Consider the following 17,846-nt stretch of genomic DNA (forward strand, 5'->3'; position numbering starts at 1 on the left):
TTTTCCAGAAAACAAGCCAAAAACGACCAACTCGCCCAGTTGTATATTTTGGTCAGGAGGTAGAAGGAACCCCATTTGAATTATCAATGACAAATAATTAAGAAGGCAAACAGTAAGAAACTTCTCCTCCCTCCTACTAATGTAATCTGTACAGGTGGCTTTACCTTTTACTTAACCATCTCCTGTCATTTTCTAACATATCGTCATCATAATCCAAACGACTTCATTGCATGAACAGATTTACTAAAATTTTCCTCCCTTTGCTTTTATTGCTTGTTGCTGCTTACGCCCTTTATGGCGCGTGGCATTCTGGACAGGGAAATTACTTTGCCAATGCGTCTTTCATCACTTCTGGACTGGTAGTGCTGGGCCTGGCGGCGTTGCTGTATCTTGTTTTTAAAGGCATTAAAGGGCTTTGGGTGATAGGCATTCTAGTAATGGCATTACAATCCTGCAACTATGCCAAATCTAACCAGCAAGTGGTGGTGTCTGATGACTGCGGCATGGCCTGGAAAAAAGTAAACGCCGGTGATGCCGTGCCGAAGGGCGTAGGAAACCCTTGCTTCATGAAGGTGGTGATTCCAAACTTTCCCATGCAAGGCGACAGCCGCTTCATTTCTAATTTGAAAGACCGCGTGCGAGCCTCCATTCACATTGACTATGACTACTCCATCACAGACCCGCTGGCGTTCATCAGGCAGGCCAAGTTTTTAGGGAAGGCCAATGCCAACGCAGACAAAAATGAAGCCTTGGATCCTAGTGCCTTTGAAGGCGCCGAGAACATGGTGATTGACAAAAGAATCAGAGATGTAAGCAAGTCGCTTTTCCTACAGGAAGACATTGTGGAGCTGGACCAGGCCGAACTAGAAAACAAGCTGTTACTATCGGCTAACAAATTACTGGAACCACTGGGCGTGCACCTCAACTTCATCACCCTCACCTTTGACTTGGATGAACAAACCAGACAGGCCATTGATATCTCCACCGCCATGAAAATCTATGAAAGCAAGAACCTGGTAGAGGTAGGCAAACAAGTGATCGTGTCCAGGGCTGGTGCCACCAAAGTCACCGTAGAAAACAAACTGGCTCCGCAGCCACAGCCGCAGGAAGAAGAGTAAAAACACCAAAGGGCCAGCAATGTCTGGCCCTTTTTCATGCCCCTTTCTCACGGTTGGTTAGAAACTGAACAGGCGGCAAAAAATAAGCATTCTCAACAAGGGCGACTCGACCTTTGGGTTTTCGTTTTTGGGCAGTTTTGGCGAAAACAAGCCAAAAACGGCCGCGTGCAAAAGTGCTTTGTTCTTTGTAGATTGAATGCACAAAATCCTTCCCCACCTAACAAACAAAACATGTCCAACTCTATACTATCGCGCCGCTCGCATGTGGCCGTTTGGATGCTCGCGCTCACCTTGAGCGGGCCGGTCATGGCGCAGGGTACCAAAGACCTCAACGTGCCCTACCAGCGCCCCGCAGAATCCATCGCGAAACTAATTGAAGCTCCTTCCACCCCGTCGGTGTCTTTTGACTCTAAGGGCGACTGGATGCTGGTGATGGAGCGGCCCGGTTACCCGTCAATTGAGGAAGTAGCCGCCCCTGAACTTCGCATTGGCGGCTTGCGCATTAACCCGGCGGTGAACGGTGCCAGCCGAGGCTCTTCCAACAACAACCTCAAATTGAAGAAGGTAACCGGCGGACAGGAATTCACCATCCAAGGTCTCCCAAACAACGCCAAAATAACGGACGTGGCCTGGTCACCAGATGAGCAGCACGTTTCCTTCCTGAACACGACCACCAACGGCATTGAACTGTGGGTGATGAACGTGGCCAACCGAACCGCCCGCAAACTAACCAATGCCACCATCAATGATGCCTATGGCAACGCCGTGATATGGGCACCAGACAGCAAATCTGTGTTGGTGAAAATGGTGAATCCTAACCGCGGCGAAGCACCCAAAACCAACACCACGCCGGCCGGTCCCATCATTCAGGAAAACCTGGGCAAAACGGCTGCCTCGCGCACGTATCAGGACCTGTTGAAGAACCGCACCGACGAGGCCTTGTTTGACTATTACCTCACCAGCCAACTCACGCAGATCAACCTGGACGGCCAGCAAACCAAAATAGGCGAGCAAGGCATCATCCGGAGCTTCAGCACCTCGCCAGACGGACAATATATATTGGTGGCCATTACCAAGCGCCCTTACTCGTACCTGGTGCCGGCCAACTCGTTCCCGTACACCGTGCAGGTATGGGATCGCCAGGGCCAGTTGGTGAAACAAATCGCAGACATCCCATCAGGAGAGAATATTCCGGTGGGCTTTAACGCCGTGGCCGCTGGCCCAAGAAGCGTGAACTGGCGCCCAGACCAACCGGCCACCTTGTATTGGGTAGAAGCCCAGGACGGCGGCAATGACAAGAAAGACGTGCCCGTACGCGACATGGTGTACATGCAAGCCGCACCTTTCTCTGCCAAACCGGTAGCCTTGGCAGGTACAAAATTACGGTACGCCGGCATCACCTGGGGCAACAATGACCTGGCCCTGGTGACGGAACGCTGGTGGAGAACCCGCCAGGAGCGCACCACCAAGGTAAAACCAAGCCAGTCCGGTGCTGAGCCGGTGCTTTTGATTGAGCGTTCTTATGAGGATTTGTACTCAGACCCAGGCACGCCCGTCATGACCAAAAACCAATTCGGCCGCAGCGTCCTGATGACCGATAAGTCTGGCCAGAACCTGTTCATGATCAGTGAGGGAGGATCACCGCAGGGCAACCGTCCGTTCCTGAGCAAATTCAATCTGGCTACCAAAAAGAATGACATTCTCTGGCGGTCAGAAGCCCCATATTATGAGCGCCCGGTAGATGTGCTGAATCCAGAGAAAGGCACCTTCATCACCCGCCGCGAATCTGAAAACGATCCACCCAACTATTACCTTCGGCAGATAGGCTCCAAGAAGCTCACGGTCGTGACCAAGTTTCCGCACCCCACCCCAGAGTTGATTGGCGTGGACAAGCAGCTGTTGACTTACAAACGCAATGACGGCGTCACGCTCACAGCCACGCTCTATACTCCAAAAGGCTACAAGAAAGAGCAAGGCCGTTTGCCCATGCTCCTATGGGCCTACCCGCGCGAGTTCAAGGACGCCGCCTCTGCCGGTCAGGTGAAAAGCTCTCCGTATGAGTTTACGCGCATCAGCTCTGGCTCTCCCTTGTTCTGGGTGACCCGTGGCTATGCCGTCCTGGACCGTACAGACATTCCCATTGTGGGCGAAGGCGACGCAGAACCAAATGACACCTATGTAGAGCAACTGGTGGCCAGCGCCAAAGCTGCCATTGACGAGGTCACAAAAATGGGCATAGCCGATCCTAACCGCGTGGCCGTGGGCGGACACTCTTATGGCGCCTTCATGACCGCTAACTTACTGGCCCATTCAGACCTGTTTGCCGCCGGTATTGCGCGCAGCGGGGCGTATAACCGTACCTTGACGCCCTTCGGGTTTCAGGCGGAGGAGCGCACGTTCTGGCAGGCACCCGAGGTATATGGCAAGATGTCGCCGTTCAACTATGCTAATAAAATCAAGACACCTATTCTGTTGATTCACGGCGAGGCCGACAACAACTCAGGCACGTTCCCCATCCAGAGTGAGCGGTTCTACAATGCCTTAAAAGGCCACGGCGCCACTACCCGCTACGTGGTGTTGCCGGCAGAAAGCCACGGCTACGGCGCCAAGGAATCCATCATGCACATGCTCTGGGAAATGGACCAGTGGCTGGAGAAATACGTAAAAAACAAGCCTCAGTCACAGACCATGCGGTAAGGTTTTCCTAATAAAAATTTAATCCAGAAACGCCTCACGAAACCGTGGGGCGTTTCCGTTTAAAGCGTGGAAAGCGGCAACAATGGCGTATCTTTGCGGTCAGGGTAAACGGCCACAACCCTCTTCCTATTGTCAGGGTATACCGTTTCTACTATCATGCGATTTCCAGCCACATGGTTACAAAAGAATTCAAGAAGCCCAACGGCGATACATATTTGATTGCGGAACGTGCCGATGATAATTCCTACATCCATGCCCGCTGGATTGGCATACAGACGCTGGAGACGGTGAAAGAAGGTGGTAATTTTTATGTGACCATGCTCAAAGAACATCCCTGCCCGCGCCTGCTTAACAACCACAAAGAACTCATTGGCCCCTGGGACATAGCAAATGACTGGATTGTTAAAGAATGGACGCCCCTGGTAATGCGCCTTGGATTAAAATACATGAGCCAGGTGCTGGCGCCGGGCATCTACGGCAAAATGTCTTTTCACCAGCTGCACCAACACATAGGCGACCAGTTAGAGATTAAAATGTTTGAGGAAGAGAAGCCGGCCCTGGATTGGCTTCTTAAGACAGGAAAATAGGTTCACCCTTACCTTGTAGCATATGTTGCAAAAAGCCAAAGAATTACACAGCGAAGAGTACGTCAACATCTGGTTCCATGAAGACACCCGCACCCTGGAAATGGAGTGGCTGGACTACGTGAGTTCCTACCGGTTCAGGCCGACGCTAGAACAGGCACTGGACCTGGCCGTAGCGCACAATGCGCGCTATTGGCTGGCCAACCGCGTAGAAATGCGAGAACTGGGCGACTCTGACCGCCTATGGCTCACCACTACCTGGCTGCCCAAGTTTCTGGAGTACAACTTTAAGAAGATGGCGGTAGTGGAACCAGAAAATTGCCTGCACCGCGTGTTTGAAGACCAGATGTTGCACAACACCAACGGCAAACCGGTAGAGATCAAATGCTTCCAGAAGCGCACTGAAGCACTGGACTGGATTGAGGAAGACTTCAACTTATAACTCCAACGTCACATCACCGCCCACCGGATGCCCCACGCAGGTTAAAACGTAGCCTTGGTCCAGCTTTTTCTGGGTAAGCACCTCGTTGTAGGACATCCAGACCTGGCCTTGGGCGCAGCGCGCGGCGCAGTTTCCGCATTTACCCACCTCGCAGCTATACGGCAAGGATATTCCCGCTTTTTGGGCTGCCTGCAAAATGGTGTCTGGGTACTGCGCCCAGAAGTGGTGCGTCTCCTTCTGCCACACCAATTCAATTTTATGCCTGTCCTTATCTGGCGGCGTAGCTTTTAGGTGTACTTTCTGGGTGCTGAAGGTCTCCTTTCTGATGTTCTCAAACGGCACCTGTGCCCCGCGTAATCCATAGGTACACATGCGCATGTAGTTTTCTGGGCCGCAGACGTAGGCCAGCAGCTGCTCTGGAGGAACAAGGGCCATTTCCTTTACCAGTTTTTCCAACAGATTCTTATGCAGGCGCGCCTGGTCTAGCTTAGGGGCATCACTGTACAACAGGCGCATGTGAAATCGCTCTGGAAAGGCTTTCTGCAACGCTAGCAACTCTTTCTTGTAAATAGTAAGCCTTTCTGTCTGATTGCTGTACACCAATACAACCGGCAAGGGAGCGTGCGCGGCCAACACCGTTTTCAAGAGGGAAAAGATGGGCGTAATGCCACTGCCCGCGGCGAAGAAGAAGAGTTGGCCTACTGTAGAAAGTTCTTCGGGGAGGGTGAAGAATCCGGCCGCTCCAATGGTCAGCACCTGGTCTCCTACTTTGGCATGGTCTACCAGATACCGCGAGAAGGCCCCGTTGGAAAGGCGCTTCACGCCAATGGCTAAAGGCTCCTGCAGGTCTGGGGAAGAGGTGATGGAATAAGACCGCCGTATCTCTGCCCTATGCGGTTGCGCCGGTAGCACCAAAGTTAAATACTGACCCGCCAGGTAAGCAATTTGAGAAGACTCGGGTCCGGAAAACTCAAACGTCTTCACGCCAGGCACCTCTTCTCTGATGCGCGAAATGGTCAAGGGAATGTACGGGGAGTTCATACTGCAGGCACGGTCACTAGTTCTGGCAAGGTATACGCAAAACCCGAATTTCTAATCTCTTCTTCCTGCAAACCATTTACTTTCCTCTGTACCTATGCCGTTTTTGGCCTGTTTTCCAGAAAACAGGCCAAAAACGACGCATTAAAAATGGCCACCTGTACAAGTGGCCATTTTAATTTATAAGGTAGCTAGTTGCTTTTTCCGTTTCAGGTTGGGAAGTACCAAAGCCAGAAGAATCACCAAGACGCCCATCCACCGTAGTGTGGTCACAGGCTCCTGTAACACAAAGTACGACATGGCCACCGCCACCGGCAACTCCACCGTGCTCAGAATGGAGCTTAACACTACCCCCGCCTTGGGAATGCCCTTTGCAAACAACACCGGCGGAATCACGGCGGCAAACAAGGCAAACACCAGACCCAACGCTCCCAATCCTTCTTGCAAACTGCCATTGATTAAAAACTCCGGCGGAAACACGAGGAACACCAATATGGCAGACCCTGTAATCATCCAGGCACTCTTCTTCACCGGCGACAGTTCATTGCCCACCCGGCCGTTCACAATTAAGAAGATACTGTACCCCAGCGCTGCCAACATCCCAAACCCGATGCCCGCCCAGCTCAAATTCTCTACCTGCGTTTCCAACATGCCACTGGCCAAGACCGTTCCGCCCAACACCAGCACCACGGCCATCATTTGCAGCCAGGTAGGTTTCTTCTTGAAGAGCACAGCCTCCAAGAGCATGCTTATCCAAGTGAACTGCATGAGCAGAATAATGGCCACCGATGCCTGCGTCATCTGCACACACTGATAATAGGCCATGCTCACCAGACCGTTGGTAGTACCGGCCAGAATTAGTTTCCAGGTGGGGGTTGTTTGCGGTTGCTGCTGCGCCCTAAATGATTTAGAACGGGTCTGCAGGAAATAGAGCGGCCACAGGATGAGCAGGGCGAAGAATGCCTGTGAACCGGTCACATCGCCCAGGGTATAGCCTTGCTTGTAGGCCAGCTTCACAAACGTAGACACCACGCCAAAACTGCACGCGCCCAAAAACACCAATAATCCGCCTCTAAACATCTAGTCTTTCTTTGTTGTAACCCCTTAGACAAAAGGGCTGCAAAGGTAGCGCTTTTAGAGACAGTTTCCACGCTCTGCGTTGAGATGGTTCCTTATTGCCTTTGCGCAAAGGGAAACCCGTTTTTGGTCTATTTCCTAGAAAATAGGCCAAAAACGGCATTCACTTAAGTAAAATATTTTTACCCAAGCAGATATGCCGTACTGCAAAAGGTACTCTTTCTAACATCAAAGGCATATGGCTACTATTCAAACCCCACCTACCTTGGAAACAGCTACCTTCTCTATGGGCTGTTTCTGGAAACCAGAGGCCCTTTTTGGGGCAGTGCCCGGGGTAGTGTCCACCAGCGCGGGATACGCGGGAGGCACCTCTCCTGCTCCCACGTATTGGCACCTGAAAGACCATCTGGAAACTGTACAAGTCACTTTTGAGGCTACCCAACTCAGCTTTGAAGAACTGCTGGCCCTCTTCTTTATCCATCATTCAGCCACCAGAATTGCCCCTAAGCGACAGTACGCCTCGGCTGTCTTTTATCACTCTCCCGTCCAGCAAAATGCCATAGAAAAGGCCATTCAAGCGGAGGAAGCGCGGCAACCAGAAAAAATACAGACGCTGGTGCTGCCTTTTACCCAGTACCACCTGGCAGAAGAACGTCACCAAAAGTGGAATTTGAAAAGGGTTCCTCCCCTCCTGCAAGAACTTCAGGTCTATTACCCAGATGAATTGACATTCAACGCAGCTACAACTGTAGCTAGAGTAAACGGCTTTGTTGCCGGGTTTGGAACGGAGGCGCACATAACCGCAGAATTGGAATGCTTTGGATTATCAGGTGTCGCCCAGGACGTGTTATGGCAGAAGTGGAAACAAGCTCGTCTTGCTTAGTCCTATTTAACATATTTTTACAGATACACTCTTACATTTTAGCCTGTTTCCCAAAACTGTCCCTTTTGCATCGTTCCGTGGAAGGTCATGGTTTTACGCAGCAGGACAACCTCCATCTGCCAGGAACTCTCCATTGCAACAAGGAAACGCTTCATTTCCCGATAGAATTGCTTTGGGAGGAGAGGCGCATGATTTCCATGGGCTTACGTCGTAATGGAAATACAACGCTACATCAGAAGAAAAGGTGATATGTCTAAGTTTGAAAATCGAACCGCCAGCGCACGGGAGCGTGCACCAGTATCAAAGGGCAAGCTGAGAATGGCGGAAGGCGGTGGTTGGTGGGATCACTAACAACGGAAAACGGCAAACCCACTGACCATAATCCAAACAAGAAAGGACAGAATTAGGCAGCGGCGGAGGTATTAAGTATCGCGCAAAAACAATCACTACAAAAACAACCAGCCCTAAAAAGCCCCTGGAAAACAATTGCTTTCCAAGGGCTTAACTCTTGATAACAAAGGCAATCTGTTAAAGAGGGAATCAGCCTTCTTTCTTCTCCGGGACAAAGGCCATAGAAATGGAGTTCACGCAGTGGCGGGTGTTCTTGGCGGTGAAACGCTCGCCTAAGAAAACGTGGCCCAGGTGACCGCCGCAGTTGGAGCAGACAATCTCGGTGCGGCTGCCATCTGCGTCTGGGACGCGGGTGACGGCCCCCGGAATCTCATCGTCAAAGCTGGGCCAGCCGCAGTGGGCGTCAAACTTGTCTTCAGCGCGGTAAAGCGGGGCGTTGCATTGGCGGCAGATATAGGTGCCAGGTTCTTTGATGTTGTACAGTTTTCCAGTGAAGGGGCGCTCGGTGCCTTTGCGTAAAATGACGTACTCTTCTTCGGGGCTGAGGTCGTTATATTTCTTCGGTTCGTTTTCCATGGGTTGCAGGTTTTGTTGGTACAATACTACTATAGAACGGGCAAAGAGAGGCATTCCGTTCCTATCCTTGAAGATACCAGAACGGCCAATCATGTTTCGTTTTTGGCCTGTTTTCCAGAAAAGAGGCTAAAAACGAAGGAAAGCCTAGTTATTAACAAGTTGGCAGTGATCATGTTTACAGCAAGTTATAAAACGTGCTGCGCCAGAACATTCTGCACATCATACACATTCACGCTCTTATTAAACTTCTTTTTGATGCTAGGGTTGGCCTCGCTGGAAATCCAGATTTTGAGTTCGGCGTCCAGCTCAAACGTGCCCGATGTCTCTACACTGAACCTGGAGATGCTTCTATAGGATATGGACAGGTATTCTACCTTGCTGCCGGTCAGGCCCTGATGGTCTACCAGAATCAAGCGCTTGGTGGTGAAGATAAACGTGTCCCGGAGCAGCTTAAAGCCCAGCTCAATGTCCTCGCCGGGAATTAACAGCTTACCATAGTCTTTCAAAAGATTCTCTTTGGACACAGCGCCAGCGTTGCCCATGATTGCAGAAAGTAAACCCATAGGTTGAATTAGAAATTAGAAATTAGAAATTAAAGGATACTGCTATTGGATTAACCTGGTTTTAAGTGACCTTTAGGCTTTCGGGAAGTAGGGAATCATCTCGTTCCAGGGTTTTGCGGTCCCAGTGGCCTAATTGCGCGCCAGCTTGGTAGGTGCTCCGCAAAAATGCCAGAAGCGTTTTCTCAGGGTGTTCGGCTTGCTGCACCTCTTGGTAAGGAAGAATGTACTCTCCCAGCGTGGCATGGTAAAACGCCGAAGCTGGTTGAACCTTGGCCGTTTTATATCCTTCGGGTTCTGGGTACTGGTAGCTGTAAAAGGCCGGCGAGGGCATAGCCTCATTGCCGGGCCAGAAGCCGCAGCTGCTCACCTCTTTGCAGTACGCCTCCTGGGCCACCCAATCTGGCAAGTGGGGTACGCCGCCGGGATGTTTGGGTGCCGCCCTTCCTGAGAACCTGGACACCGCCAAATCAAAGCTTCCCCAGAACAGGTGCACCGGGCTGCATTTGCCTGTAAACTCAGCCCTGAAGGTAGTAAGCACCCCTTGGGCCAGGAGGAAGGCGGTATGCAGTTGGCTGGCTTGTGCGGGATTATAGGTGGCATGCACAGAATCTTCTGCAAACGGAATAGGGTTTTCCAGTTCATTGGGCACTGCATGAATCTCCACCACTAGGCCTATTTCCTGCAGGGTGCTCATGAGCAACCCGTAAAAACCCGCCACAGACAGATTCGCCAACGGAAAGGTGCGCTCCTCCCCCAGACTGGTGACCACCTGCACCTGGTGCTGCCGAAGGTCCAGGTTAATCTGGAAGTGCTTTTTCCCGGCGGGCAGATCGCCGGTGGTAAACCCCGAGGGCGTTACTTGCAGAGTCACGTGCCAGGAGTGATTGAGCCAAGGCAGCTGCCCCATTTTTATCTTGCCCACAATCTGGCACCAGAGATGAAGCGTCTGGTAGGTATCTTTGGCTTCTTCATAAGAGAGTTTGGGCCATTGCTGTTTTTCCATGCTTACTTAAACGAGACCAATTCGGGATTGGCCTTGTAAAATACATTTCTATAACTACTTGTCCACCAAATAGCTTGGTATGGCTCAAATAAAAACTCCCGTAGCCGCTCCCTTCTTGAAAGGACCTACTACGGGAGCTAAGGAAAATGCAGAAGTGACGTATCCTTATTGTTGGGATGTGCTGCTGGAAATCTATTCCTGAAGGGCGCCCAAGGCTCTGCCTTCTTCAATCTTTTCTTCCAGTACCTGCACGGCACGCTCGGCGCGCTCAATCCTGGCTTTCTTTTCCTGATATTCTGCGTCAGAGAGTTTTTTGTCTTTGCGGTCTTTCTCCAGAGCTTCTCTGGCTTTGGCAATCTTGGTGCGGGCGTTTTTTACTTTTTCGTTGCCGTTTTCCATGGATTCCTCCAGGCGCTCTCGGCGCTGCTCGCCGGTTAAACGGGCCTGGGCGGCACGTTGCTGGCCAAACTCACGGCCCGAGACTCCGTCCTTGTCCTTGCCATACGCATTGCCCTGGTTGTCCCGGTCCAGACGATCTTCGTCCTTGTCCTGGCCGTTGTTGCCGCGGTTGCCATTTCCTTTGTTGTTGTTGTTGTTGTTGTTGTTGTTGTTGTTGTTCTGGCCTTTCTCCTGGTTGCCTTTACTGTTGTTTTTAGCTTGGTCTGGTTTCCCTTTTTGGCCATGCTCTTTCTCCTGGTCGTCCTTATCTTGGTGGGCTTCTTTCTTGGCCTGTCCTTTTCCCTGAGCAATGGTATCTAAGGGAGCTTGAAGTACTAAGCCCGCGCCTAGCGCCAGGCCTAGAAGTAGTTTATAATTCGTTTTCATGGAAGGGGCTTTCTTATAAATCTTCTAACAAAGAATCCACCTCTTGCGTGGCGGCTTCTATTTCTGTAGTGGTGTTTTCTATCTGAGTAGAATCTGTAACCGTGGTAGCTTGGTCTGTTACAGTGGTTTCTGAAGTAGTCACCGTTTTCTCTTTGGTTTCACTGCAGCCCAGGGCCAGCAGAGAGAGGGTAGCCAAAGCCATAATCTTGGTTTTCATAATGGATACGTTAGTGGAACAGATGTGCCTGATACAACAAGGCCTTTAACGGAAATATATTCATTTAGATGTATATTCAAAAATAGCTCCAATGGAATAGCTCTCAGAGGATAACAAGGCTTCTGTTTTCTAGGCGAGTTCTGCTTACTCTTTGTAACATAAACCGTATGCTAAGGCAGTTTAACCAATAGAAAACATACAGAGCCTAATAGGTACTTGCCGCGGGCCATCTATACCAGACATATCTTATGAAAATAGCTACCTATAATGTGAATGGAATCAGTGCCCGGCTGACGGTATTGTTGCGCTGGCTCCAGGAAACCCAGCCAGATGTAGTGTGCCTGCAAGAGCTGAAAGCACCGCAAGAAAAATTCCCGGCGGAAGCCTTGCTAGAGGCCGGCTACGAGGCCATTTGGCAGGGGCAGAAAAGCTGGAACGGAGTAGCCATTCTCTCCAAAGTGGGCAAGCCCGAAGAAATCAGAAGAGGCCTGCCGGGCAACCACGATGACGACCAAAGCCGGTACCTGGAAGCCAAAGTAAACGGTCTTACCATTGGTTGTCTGTACCTGCCCAACGGCAATCCCGCTCCGGGTCCCAAGTTTGAGTACAAACTGCGCTGGATGGAACATTTCGCCCAACACGCCGCCTCCCTGCTGGCGTCAAAGGAGCCAATCATTTTAACGGGCGACTACAACGTGATTCCCACAGAATTGGACGCCTACAAACCTGAGCGCTGGGTAGAGGACGCTTTGTTTAGGCCAGAGACCCGCGCTGCCTTTGAGCAATTGCTGGCCCAAGGCTGGACGGACGCTATACGGTACCTGCACCCAAAGGAAACCATTTACACCTACTTTGATTACTTCAGAAACGCCTTCGGGCGGAATGCCGGGCTGCGCATTGACCACTTTCTTCTGAGCCCCAATCTAAAGGACAAACTCAAAGCCGCTGGCGTAGACCGCGAGGCCCGAAGCTGGGAAAAGTCCAGTGACCACGCTCCCGTCTGGATTGAGCTGGAAGACGCCTGAAAAACCAAATCAGCGGTAATTCTTTAAGGGAATTAATGAGTTGTACCGGATTGGCTGCTTATTAAAAAGTGCTAGTCAACTGCCTTAACGCAGGTTTGTATCCGGAGGTATTAGGTATAGTTTGCCTAGAATGCGCAGGAGACCAGGCGGTGCCATTGTCTCTGCATTGGTCACCAACTGTTGGTCTGGTTAGGCCTTTAAAGGATGGCATTCATCTAATCCCCATTCACACTTAAACAGGGCATTATCATAGCAGGCATTGAAGGAGAGACAAGGGCACTGCCTGGTCTCCTGCGCTTTCCAGATTCCCCAAATTGCGGGCGCAAACGGAGGCTTACAATTGTAGGCTAGGACTCTAAGGCAGATTGTTAAAGCCAGTGGTGAAGAAAAAGCTACATCATCCGAGTGAAGCCTAATATTTGCCGTCCTCTTCTACCGCCACCGGGTATCGCGCCAGATTTTCTGCTGTTCTGGGGTTTGGAACGTCCAGGCGATGAGGCGACTGGCTTTGTTTCCCTGGCTCATGGGAATGGTTTTCACTTCCAGCACCCCTGCGGCCTGCAAGGCTTTGTGCACGCCCGGCACGTTGGCCTGCTTAGAAACCAGCGTAGAAAACCAGAGGCAGGCCGTGCCGAACCCTTTGCTTTGCCGCACCATGTTGGCAATGAATTCGGGCTCCCCTCCTTTGCACCAAAGCTCATTGCTCTGTCCGCCAAAATTGAGCACCGCAGCAGACACGCGCTGCTGTTTCAGGTTGCCCACCTTTCGTCTAGAGCCGGCCTGCGCTTCTGCTTTGGAGGCATGGAACGGCGGATTGCAGATGGTCACGTCAATGCGCTCCTCTGGACGTAGAATGCCTTTGAAAATGTTGCCGGGGTTGGTTTGCAGCCTCAGGTCAATGTGCCCTTGCAAGGCGGGATTTTGGTCTACCACCTGCCGCCCCGAGGCAATGGCTACCGGGTCAATGTCTGAACCAATGAACGACCAGCCGTACTCCTGATGCCCGATGATGGGATACACGCAATTGGCGCCCACGCCTACATCCAGACAGGTGACCTTTGCGCCTTTGGGTATTTTCTGGCCAGAAGCGCCCGCTGGCGTGGCACCCAGCACATCTGCAATGTAATGGAGATAATCGGCGCGGCCGGGTATGGGCGGACAAAGGTAGCCTTCGGGGATGTCCCAGAAATTGATCTTGTAGAAATACCTGAGCAGGGCCTTGTTGAGGGCTTTTACCGCAGCCGGGTTGAAGAAGTCAATGGAGAGGTCGCGGTACTCGTTCGGGCGCACGAAGCGTTCCAGGTTGGGGCTGCTCTTGATGAGTTGCTTGAAATCATACCGCGCCCGGTGCTTGTTTCTGGGGTGGAGATTTGATTTCTCTTCGGGGTGGATTTTCTTATCTGGACGCATTAGAGCAAAGGGCCATCACATTTGACAACCCGAAGGTAGGCATTCGGCCAGCTTTTTCCATAGCGTATCCTTTCCTTCTCCTACCAGAGGTGCTCTCTCGTCGATTTTCGCCCTTTTTAATCTTTTGCCAAGAAGGCAGCCTACCATAGAAAATCATAAAAGAGCGCAGCCATTTGTAAGCCTATTTCTCAAGACAGACAGCCTTTTCAAGCCTACTTCAAAGTCTATAGGAGGCCATAGAAGCATCGTTTTTAGCCTATTTCAGCGAAAACAAGCCAAAAACGATTGGTTGGGGAGGACTCTTGCAACGCTTGTTTTTGGCTAGCTTCTTCTGGCAATCATCTCCAGTTCTACCTGCGCACCCAGCGGCAGGGAGGCTACGCCAATGGTGGTTCGGGCGGGGTACGGGGCCGTGAACTGCCGGGCATACACCTGGTTCATCGCCTCAAAGTTGGCCATGTCGGTTAAGTACACATTCACCTTCACTACATGGTCTGGCGTGAGTCCTGCCGCCGCCAGCACGTTGAACAGGTTCTTAAAGCATTGCTCTGTTTGCGCGGCAATGTCTCCCTGCACCAGTTTCCCGGTCTCTGCCTCTATGGGCGTCTGCCCAGAAAGGTACACCAACTCCCCAGACGCCACAGCATGGGAATACGGCCCCACAGACACGGCACCTTCGGCGGTAAAAGCTTCTCTTTTCATAGTTGTTTTTGGGATGAGGGATAGTATATAAAATGGCTGGTGTTAGGAATGGTTGTTAGTTTCCAGATTGCAGCCTTACGGACTTGTGTAAGCTGCGGCGAGGGCTGTCGACCGTAGGCTGGCGCTTATACAGTATTGGCATGAGTTGTTTTTTTCTATTTCCTTTTGGTTTTTCTTATTAATCTCTGTTTTTAGTCTCTTTTCAAGAAAACAGGTCAAAAACGGAAATTTCATCTTTTACAAAATATTTTTAGCTGTCGGCCAAAGCAGTTTCTGTCCGCTGCCTAATTCCTTTTATAAACTTGTAGATGAGGTAGCATATCCCAATGATGTTTACTGCGTGCCAAAAGTAAAGTCCAACCACTACTGCTTTGTCGAAGTCGGTCATACTTTCCCAACTCCAATACTCGCCTTTGCTCTCGTCATAGTTGTCGTCGTAGCTCATCATCATGGTTCCTAAGAACACATATACAGCCAAATCGAAGAAAATTATTCCTAGCCGTAAAAGAAAGTCTTTGAATGAATATAGTTTAATTTTCACTTAAGGTTCATGATTACAATTGCTGCCAACGGACTAGTATAAAAGACGGCGAGGCCGTCGGCCGTCGCTGACTTTTATACAGTGTTGGCAATAGTAATTTTTTCTAGTACTTCTCAACAAGACTGTCTTTTATAATTTCAGCCACTTTCCAGTTGTCATCACCTTCTTTGATAACTAAACATTCTATCAAAACTCTTCCTTCTTGTCCTTCTAACTCGAATCTTAATTTAGCTGGATTGTCCGAGTCCTTAGGTAAATCATTTTGATTGAAATGCAGTGACTTGAATCCACCTATCTTGTTTTTTACGTCCAGATTCTGTTTTACTAATTCAACACCTTCATTGAAGGATTCTGGTTGTCCAGCATTTATTAAATAAGAACCTATGAAAGAAAACAAAACCGCCAGAGGAAAAAGTATAAGAAATCCTTTTATTAATTTCTTTCTGGTTACAGGGTGCTTCCAGTAAGGTTTAAAGAAGAAGTAAGCTATAATTCCACTTACTATCCACCCAACTACTTCAAACATTTTATATTTCTTTTATTATTGCCAACTATTGTATAACCATAGCCTCCTATTCCGGTTATAGATTTTATTCAGGTTATAAGCTCAATATATGGAATAAAACCTCCTCTTTCCATACCTACGGGAGACAATAACTTGAAAAGACGCACCTCAGCACTTATAAAAACTAAGAAACCGTTTTTGGGCTGTTTTCTGAGAAACAGCCCAAAAACGGCTTTCGTCAAAATAGGGCCTCTCCTATTTTTTGGCCTCGGCGGCAGGGGCTTCCTCGTTGATGAGGTTGATGGCTTTTTGGAGCAATTGATCTTTGCGGGCCAGAACGCCTTTCAGGGTGGGGTGCGCCTCCTGGTCAAGTCTTATGCCTTTGCGCTGGGTGGCGCTTTGGTTGGGATAATAAATGGCGTTGCCAGAGAAGGTGGCCTCGTAGCCGCCCGGCAGCGGAAACTTCTTCACGTCACCATCGGCGCCGGCGGTTTGTTCACCCAGGGTAATGCTGTTGGGGAAGAGGCGTTGCAGGCTCATGACGTTCCATTCCCCAATGCTGTGGGTGTGGCCGTTCACCAGAATCACCACCTTGCCCTCATAGGCAGTGCCCTCAGGCGTGAGGTTATTGGGGTAGTAGACCTCGGGTTGGGTGAGCAGGCGGTAAGTGCCCAGCTGGTACGGGTTCATTTGGTAATAACGCGCAAAATAGTGGTTCTTCTTCCCGAACTTCTTGTACAGGTACTGATACACAAAATCGCTGTTGTCTGGCTCGCCGCGCATGTCAAAGATGATGCCTTTGGCTTTGGCGGCCCGGTTCAGGAGGGTATCCATGAGCACGGCGTCTTCTTCTGGGGTGTCATCATTGATGAACCTAAACGTGTCATCTATCTTGAAATGCACAATGTCTTTGGCGACGTAGGACAGGTTCTTGCTTTTCTTGGCGGGCGTGGCGTGCACTTTCTTGAAGTAGGCGTCAATGAGCTTGGCCTTGGCGGGCAGCACCGGGTCCAGTAATCTGAGCGTGGTAGAAAGCGTCTCCTCCCCGCGCAACAACTGCAACTGCATCTGGGCATCTTCTGACCGGAACAGCAGGTTATCGCCCCACTCTCCTACCCGCGCCCACAGGGCCTGCTGGTTAGAGACCGCCAGCACCTGCTTCAGGGCACCCACCCACTCCTCTACGGCCACGCTGTCCAGGGCAGTGATGATATCGCCTCTCCGTATGTTGGACTGCCGGCACAGTACCGGGTCAATGATGGCTGTGACAATGATTTTCTTCTCCGCCACGCGGTAATCAAACGGCGGAAAGTAATGGTTCTTGAAAAGCTTTTCACGGTGTTGCAGCTGCCGGAAGAAGGAGAACGCCTGCGTGTCATCCAGGTGCGCGTTGACCACCAGCAAAAGGCGCTCGTACTCCTGCCGGCTGTCACACTGAGCAAACAGCGGAACGGCCACCTGAATCACGTCTTCCCAGTTTTTGTCCATGAGGTGCTTGTACGGGTACAGGTAGTCTACATAGGTCTTGAACTTGGCCAGCGCCAGCATGCGCAGCGGGTAAGTAAGGTTTTCCTGGGGTTTGCGTACGTAGGCCAGCTCATGGGGCACGGTGCCGCCGTACGGGTTGTAGCGCACATAGGTATAATGGTGTTTGGAGCCCGTGTACCGGCGTTCAAACAACTTCTCCAGGTGCTTTCTTACGTCACTGCTCAGGTATTTAGATTTGTTTCGCCAGGCATCGTCTACGTTCTTGAGCAGATACGCGCCTTTGGGGTTGTCTTCCTGCGGTTTTATTTTGTCGCCTTCGGGTAGGCCCACGCTTTGCAGCATCTCTTTGAACACCGCATTGGCCTGCTTTTCATTCTGCGCCGAGTCTACCTTGGGCAGGTACAGGAAAAACAAGGAGTCGGCCTTAAGCCTTCCTTCGGCCGAGGCCGGATGGTAGTACTTCACAAACCCCCAGATGCGGTAGAAATTGAGGTGCTTCTCTGGGTCTGCTCCCTCCTGCGCCTGGGTTTTCTGGGGCATGGCCAGCAACAGACTTCCCAGCAGAAGGCAGAAAACCGTAATGGAGCTCCTAAAAGAGTGTACTAACCGTTGACGAGAGTAAGCGTGTGTCATGAAAAGAAATGCGTGTAGTATGAAAAGCCCTTGCCGGCCCATGGCGCTAAAGATAGAACGAAGAAACGGAACCAGACGCGTGTAGCAACCCAATGCAGGCAGCAAAGTAATACACAAGCAAAGCCCACCAGCCAGATTCAGGCGCTTGTACGGAAAAACCAGAATTAA

At 50.8% G+C, this 17,846-nt stretch carries 19 protein-coding genes; 7 read left to right on the plus strand and 12 right to left on the minus strand.

Annotation, left to right across the window (positions count from 1 at the left end; all coding sequences use genetic code 11):
- The first annotated feature begins 230 nt into the window (after positions 1 to 230).
- The 4 genes from GU926_RS04540 to GU926_RS04555 all read left to right on the plus strand — a co-directional run bounded on the left by GU926_RS04540 (position 231) and on the right by GU926_RS04555 (position 4,841).
- Positions 231 to 1,118 carry a hypothetical protein gene (locus tag GU926_RS04540; protein ID WP_160689436.1) on the plus strand — a complete coding sequence of 296 codons (888 nt, stop codon included), beginning with the start codon at positions 231 to 233 and terminating at the stop codon, positions 1,116 to 1,118.
- A gap of 231 nt (positions 1,119 to 1,349) precedes the next feature.
- Positions 1,350 to 3,815: a S9 family peptidase gene (locus GU926_RS04545; RefSeq protein WP_160689438.1), complete on the plus strand. Its 2,466-nt coding sequence runs from the start codon at positions 1,350 to 1,352 to the stop codon at positions 3,813 to 3,815.
- A gap of 173 nt (positions 3,816 to 3,988) precedes the next feature.
- On the plus strand, positions 3,989 to 4,402 hold the full coding sequence (locus GU926_RS04550; RefSeq protein ID WP_160689440.1) for a hypothetical protein: 414 nt from the start codon (positions 3,989 to 3,991) through the stop codon (positions 4,400 to 4,402).
- Between the two features lie 22 nt (positions 4,403 to 4,424).
- On the plus strand, positions 4,425 to 4,841 hold the full coding sequence (locus GU926_RS04555; RefSeq protein ID WP_160689442.1) for a hypothetical protein: 417 nt from the start codon (positions 4,425 to 4,427) through the stop codon (positions 4,839 to 4,841).
- Here GU926_RS04555 and GU926_RS04560 read toward each other — a convergent pair.
- Positions 4,836 to 5,882, minus strand: coding sequence for a ferredoxin--NADP reductase (locus GU926_RS04560; RefSeq protein WP_160689444.1), 1,047 nt, complete (start codon positions 5,880 to 5,882; stop codon positions 4,836 to 4,838). The two genes, GU926_RS04555 and GU926_RS04560, sit on opposite strands and share 6 nt — an antisense overlap.
- A 177-nt stretch (positions 5,883 to 6,059) precedes the next feature.
- Positions 6,060 to 6,959: an EamA family transporter gene (locus GU926_RS04565; protein ID WP_160689446.1), complete on the minus strand. Its 900-nt coding sequence runs from the start codon at positions 6,957 to 6,959 to the stop codon at positions 6,060 to 6,062.
- Positions 6,960 to 7,194: 235 nt separating this feature from the next.
- Here GU926_RS04565 and GU926_RS04570 point away from each other — a divergent pair, with 235 nt between their 5' ends.
- Positions 7,195 to 7,839 carry a peptide-methionine (S)-S-oxide reductase MsrA gene (locus GU926_RS04570; RefSeq protein ID WP_160689448.1) on the plus strand — a complete coding sequence of 215 codons (645 nt, stop codon included), beginning with the start codon at positions 7,195 to 7,197 and terminating at the stop codon, positions 7,837 to 7,839.
- Positions 7,840 to 8,379: 540 nt separating this feature from the next.
- Here GU926_RS04570 and GU926_RS04575 read toward each other — a convergent pair.
- The 3 genes from GU926_RS04575 to GU926_RS18445 form a co-directional block, all read right to left on the minus strand.
- Complete coding sequence (locus GU926_RS04575) at positions 8,380 to 8,859, minus strand: methionine-R-sulfoxide reductase (protein WP_232058430.1); 480 nt, start codon at positions 8,857 to 8,859, stop codon at positions 8,380 to 8,382.
- Positions 8,860 to 8,951: 92 nt separating this feature from the next.
- Complete coding sequence (locus GU926_RS04580; RefSeq protein ID WP_160689450.1) at positions 8,952 to 9,329, minus strand: PH domain-containing protein; 378 nt, start codon at positions 9,327 to 9,329, stop codon at positions 8,952 to 8,954.
- 61 nt (positions 9,330 to 9,390) lie between these two features.
- The gene (locus GU926_RS18445; RefSeq protein WP_160689452.1) at positions 9,391 to 10,332 is read right to left on the minus strand and encodes a DUF5996 family protein; all 942 of its coding nucleotides are present in this window, start codon (positions 10,330 to 10,332) and stop codon (positions 9,391 to 9,393) included.
- Between the two features lie 79 nt (positions 10,333 to 10,411).
- Between GU926_RS18445 and GU926_RS18560 the strand changes: the two genes are divergently transcribed.
- Complete coding sequence (locus GU926_RS18560; protein WP_262886154.1) at positions 10,412 to 10,534, plus strand: hypothetical protein; 123 nt, start codon at positions 10,412 to 10,414, stop codon at positions 10,532 to 10,534.
- Here the strand turns inward: GU926_RS18560 and GU926_RS04590 are convergent.
- Together GU926_RS04590 and GU926_RS04595 are read right to left on the minus strand one after the other, a co-directional pair.
- Positions 10,525 to 11,157, minus strand: coding sequence for a hypothetical protein (locus GU926_RS04590; RefSeq protein ID WP_160689454.1), 633 nt, complete (start codon positions 11,155 to 11,157; stop codon positions 10,525 to 10,527). The genes GU926_RS18560 and GU926_RS04590 overlap by 10 nt on opposite strands.
- 13 nt (positions 11,158 to 11,170) lie before the next feature.
- Entirely contained in the window at positions 11,171 to 11,374 is a 204-nt protein-coding gene (locus GU926_RS04595; RefSeq protein WP_160689456.1) for a hypothetical protein, read from the minus strand.
- A gap of 248 nt (positions 11,375 to 11,622) precedes the next feature.
- Here GU926_RS04595 and xth point away from each other — a divergent pair, with 248 nt between their 5' ends.
- Positions 11,623 to 12,399: an exodeoxyribonuclease III gene (xth, locus tag GU926_RS04600; protein ID WP_160689458.1), complete on the plus strand. Its 777-nt coding sequence runs from the start codon at positions 11,623 to 11,625 to the stop codon at positions 12,397 to 12,399.
- A gap of 432 nt (positions 12,400 to 12,831) precedes the next feature.
- On the opposite strand, the gene rlmF is transcribed toward xth, so the two are convergent.
- The 5 genes from rlmF to GU926_RS04625 form a co-directional block, all read right to left on the minus strand.
- Positions 12,832 to 13,809 (minus strand): 23S rRNA (adenine(1618)-N(6))-methyltransferase RlmF, encoded by a 978-nt coding sequence (gene rlmF / locus GU926_RS04605; RefSeq protein WP_160689460.1) that lies wholly within the window; start codon positions 13,807 to 13,809, stop codon positions 12,832 to 12,834.
- A gap of 321 nt (positions 13,810 to 14,130) precedes the next feature.
- A complete protein-coding gene (locus GU926_RS04610) occupies positions 14,131 to 14,511 on the minus strand; it encodes a RidA family protein (RefSeq protein WP_160689462.1) in 381 nt (126 codons plus the stop codon).
- 250 nt (positions 14,512 to 14,761) lie between these two features.
- Positions 14,762 to 14,962, minus strand: a complete 201-nt coding sequence (locus GU926_RS04615; protein ID WP_160689464.1) for a hypothetical protein — start codon at positions 14,960 to 14,962, stop codon at positions 14,762 to 14,764.
- Between the two features lie 193 nt (positions 14,963 to 15,155).
- The gene (locus tag GU926_RS04620; protein WP_160689466.1) at positions 15,156 to 15,578 is read right to left on the minus strand and encodes a hypothetical protein; all 423 of its coding nucleotides are present in this window, start codon (positions 15,576 to 15,578) and stop codon (positions 15,156 to 15,158) included.
- Between the two features lie 234 nt (positions 15,579 to 15,812).
- A complete protein-coding gene (locus GU926_RS04625; RefSeq protein WP_160689468.1) occupies positions 15,813 to 17,678 on the minus strand; it encodes a S41 family peptidase in 1,866 nt (621 codons plus the stop codon).
- Positions 17,679 to 17,846: the final 168 nt, after the last annotated feature.

The sequence above is a fragment of the Nibribacter ruber genome (assembly GCF_009913235.1).
GTDB classification, from domain to species: domain Bacteria; phylum Bacteroidota; class Bacteroidia; order Cytophagales; family Hymenobacteraceae; genus Nibribacter; species Nibribacter ruber.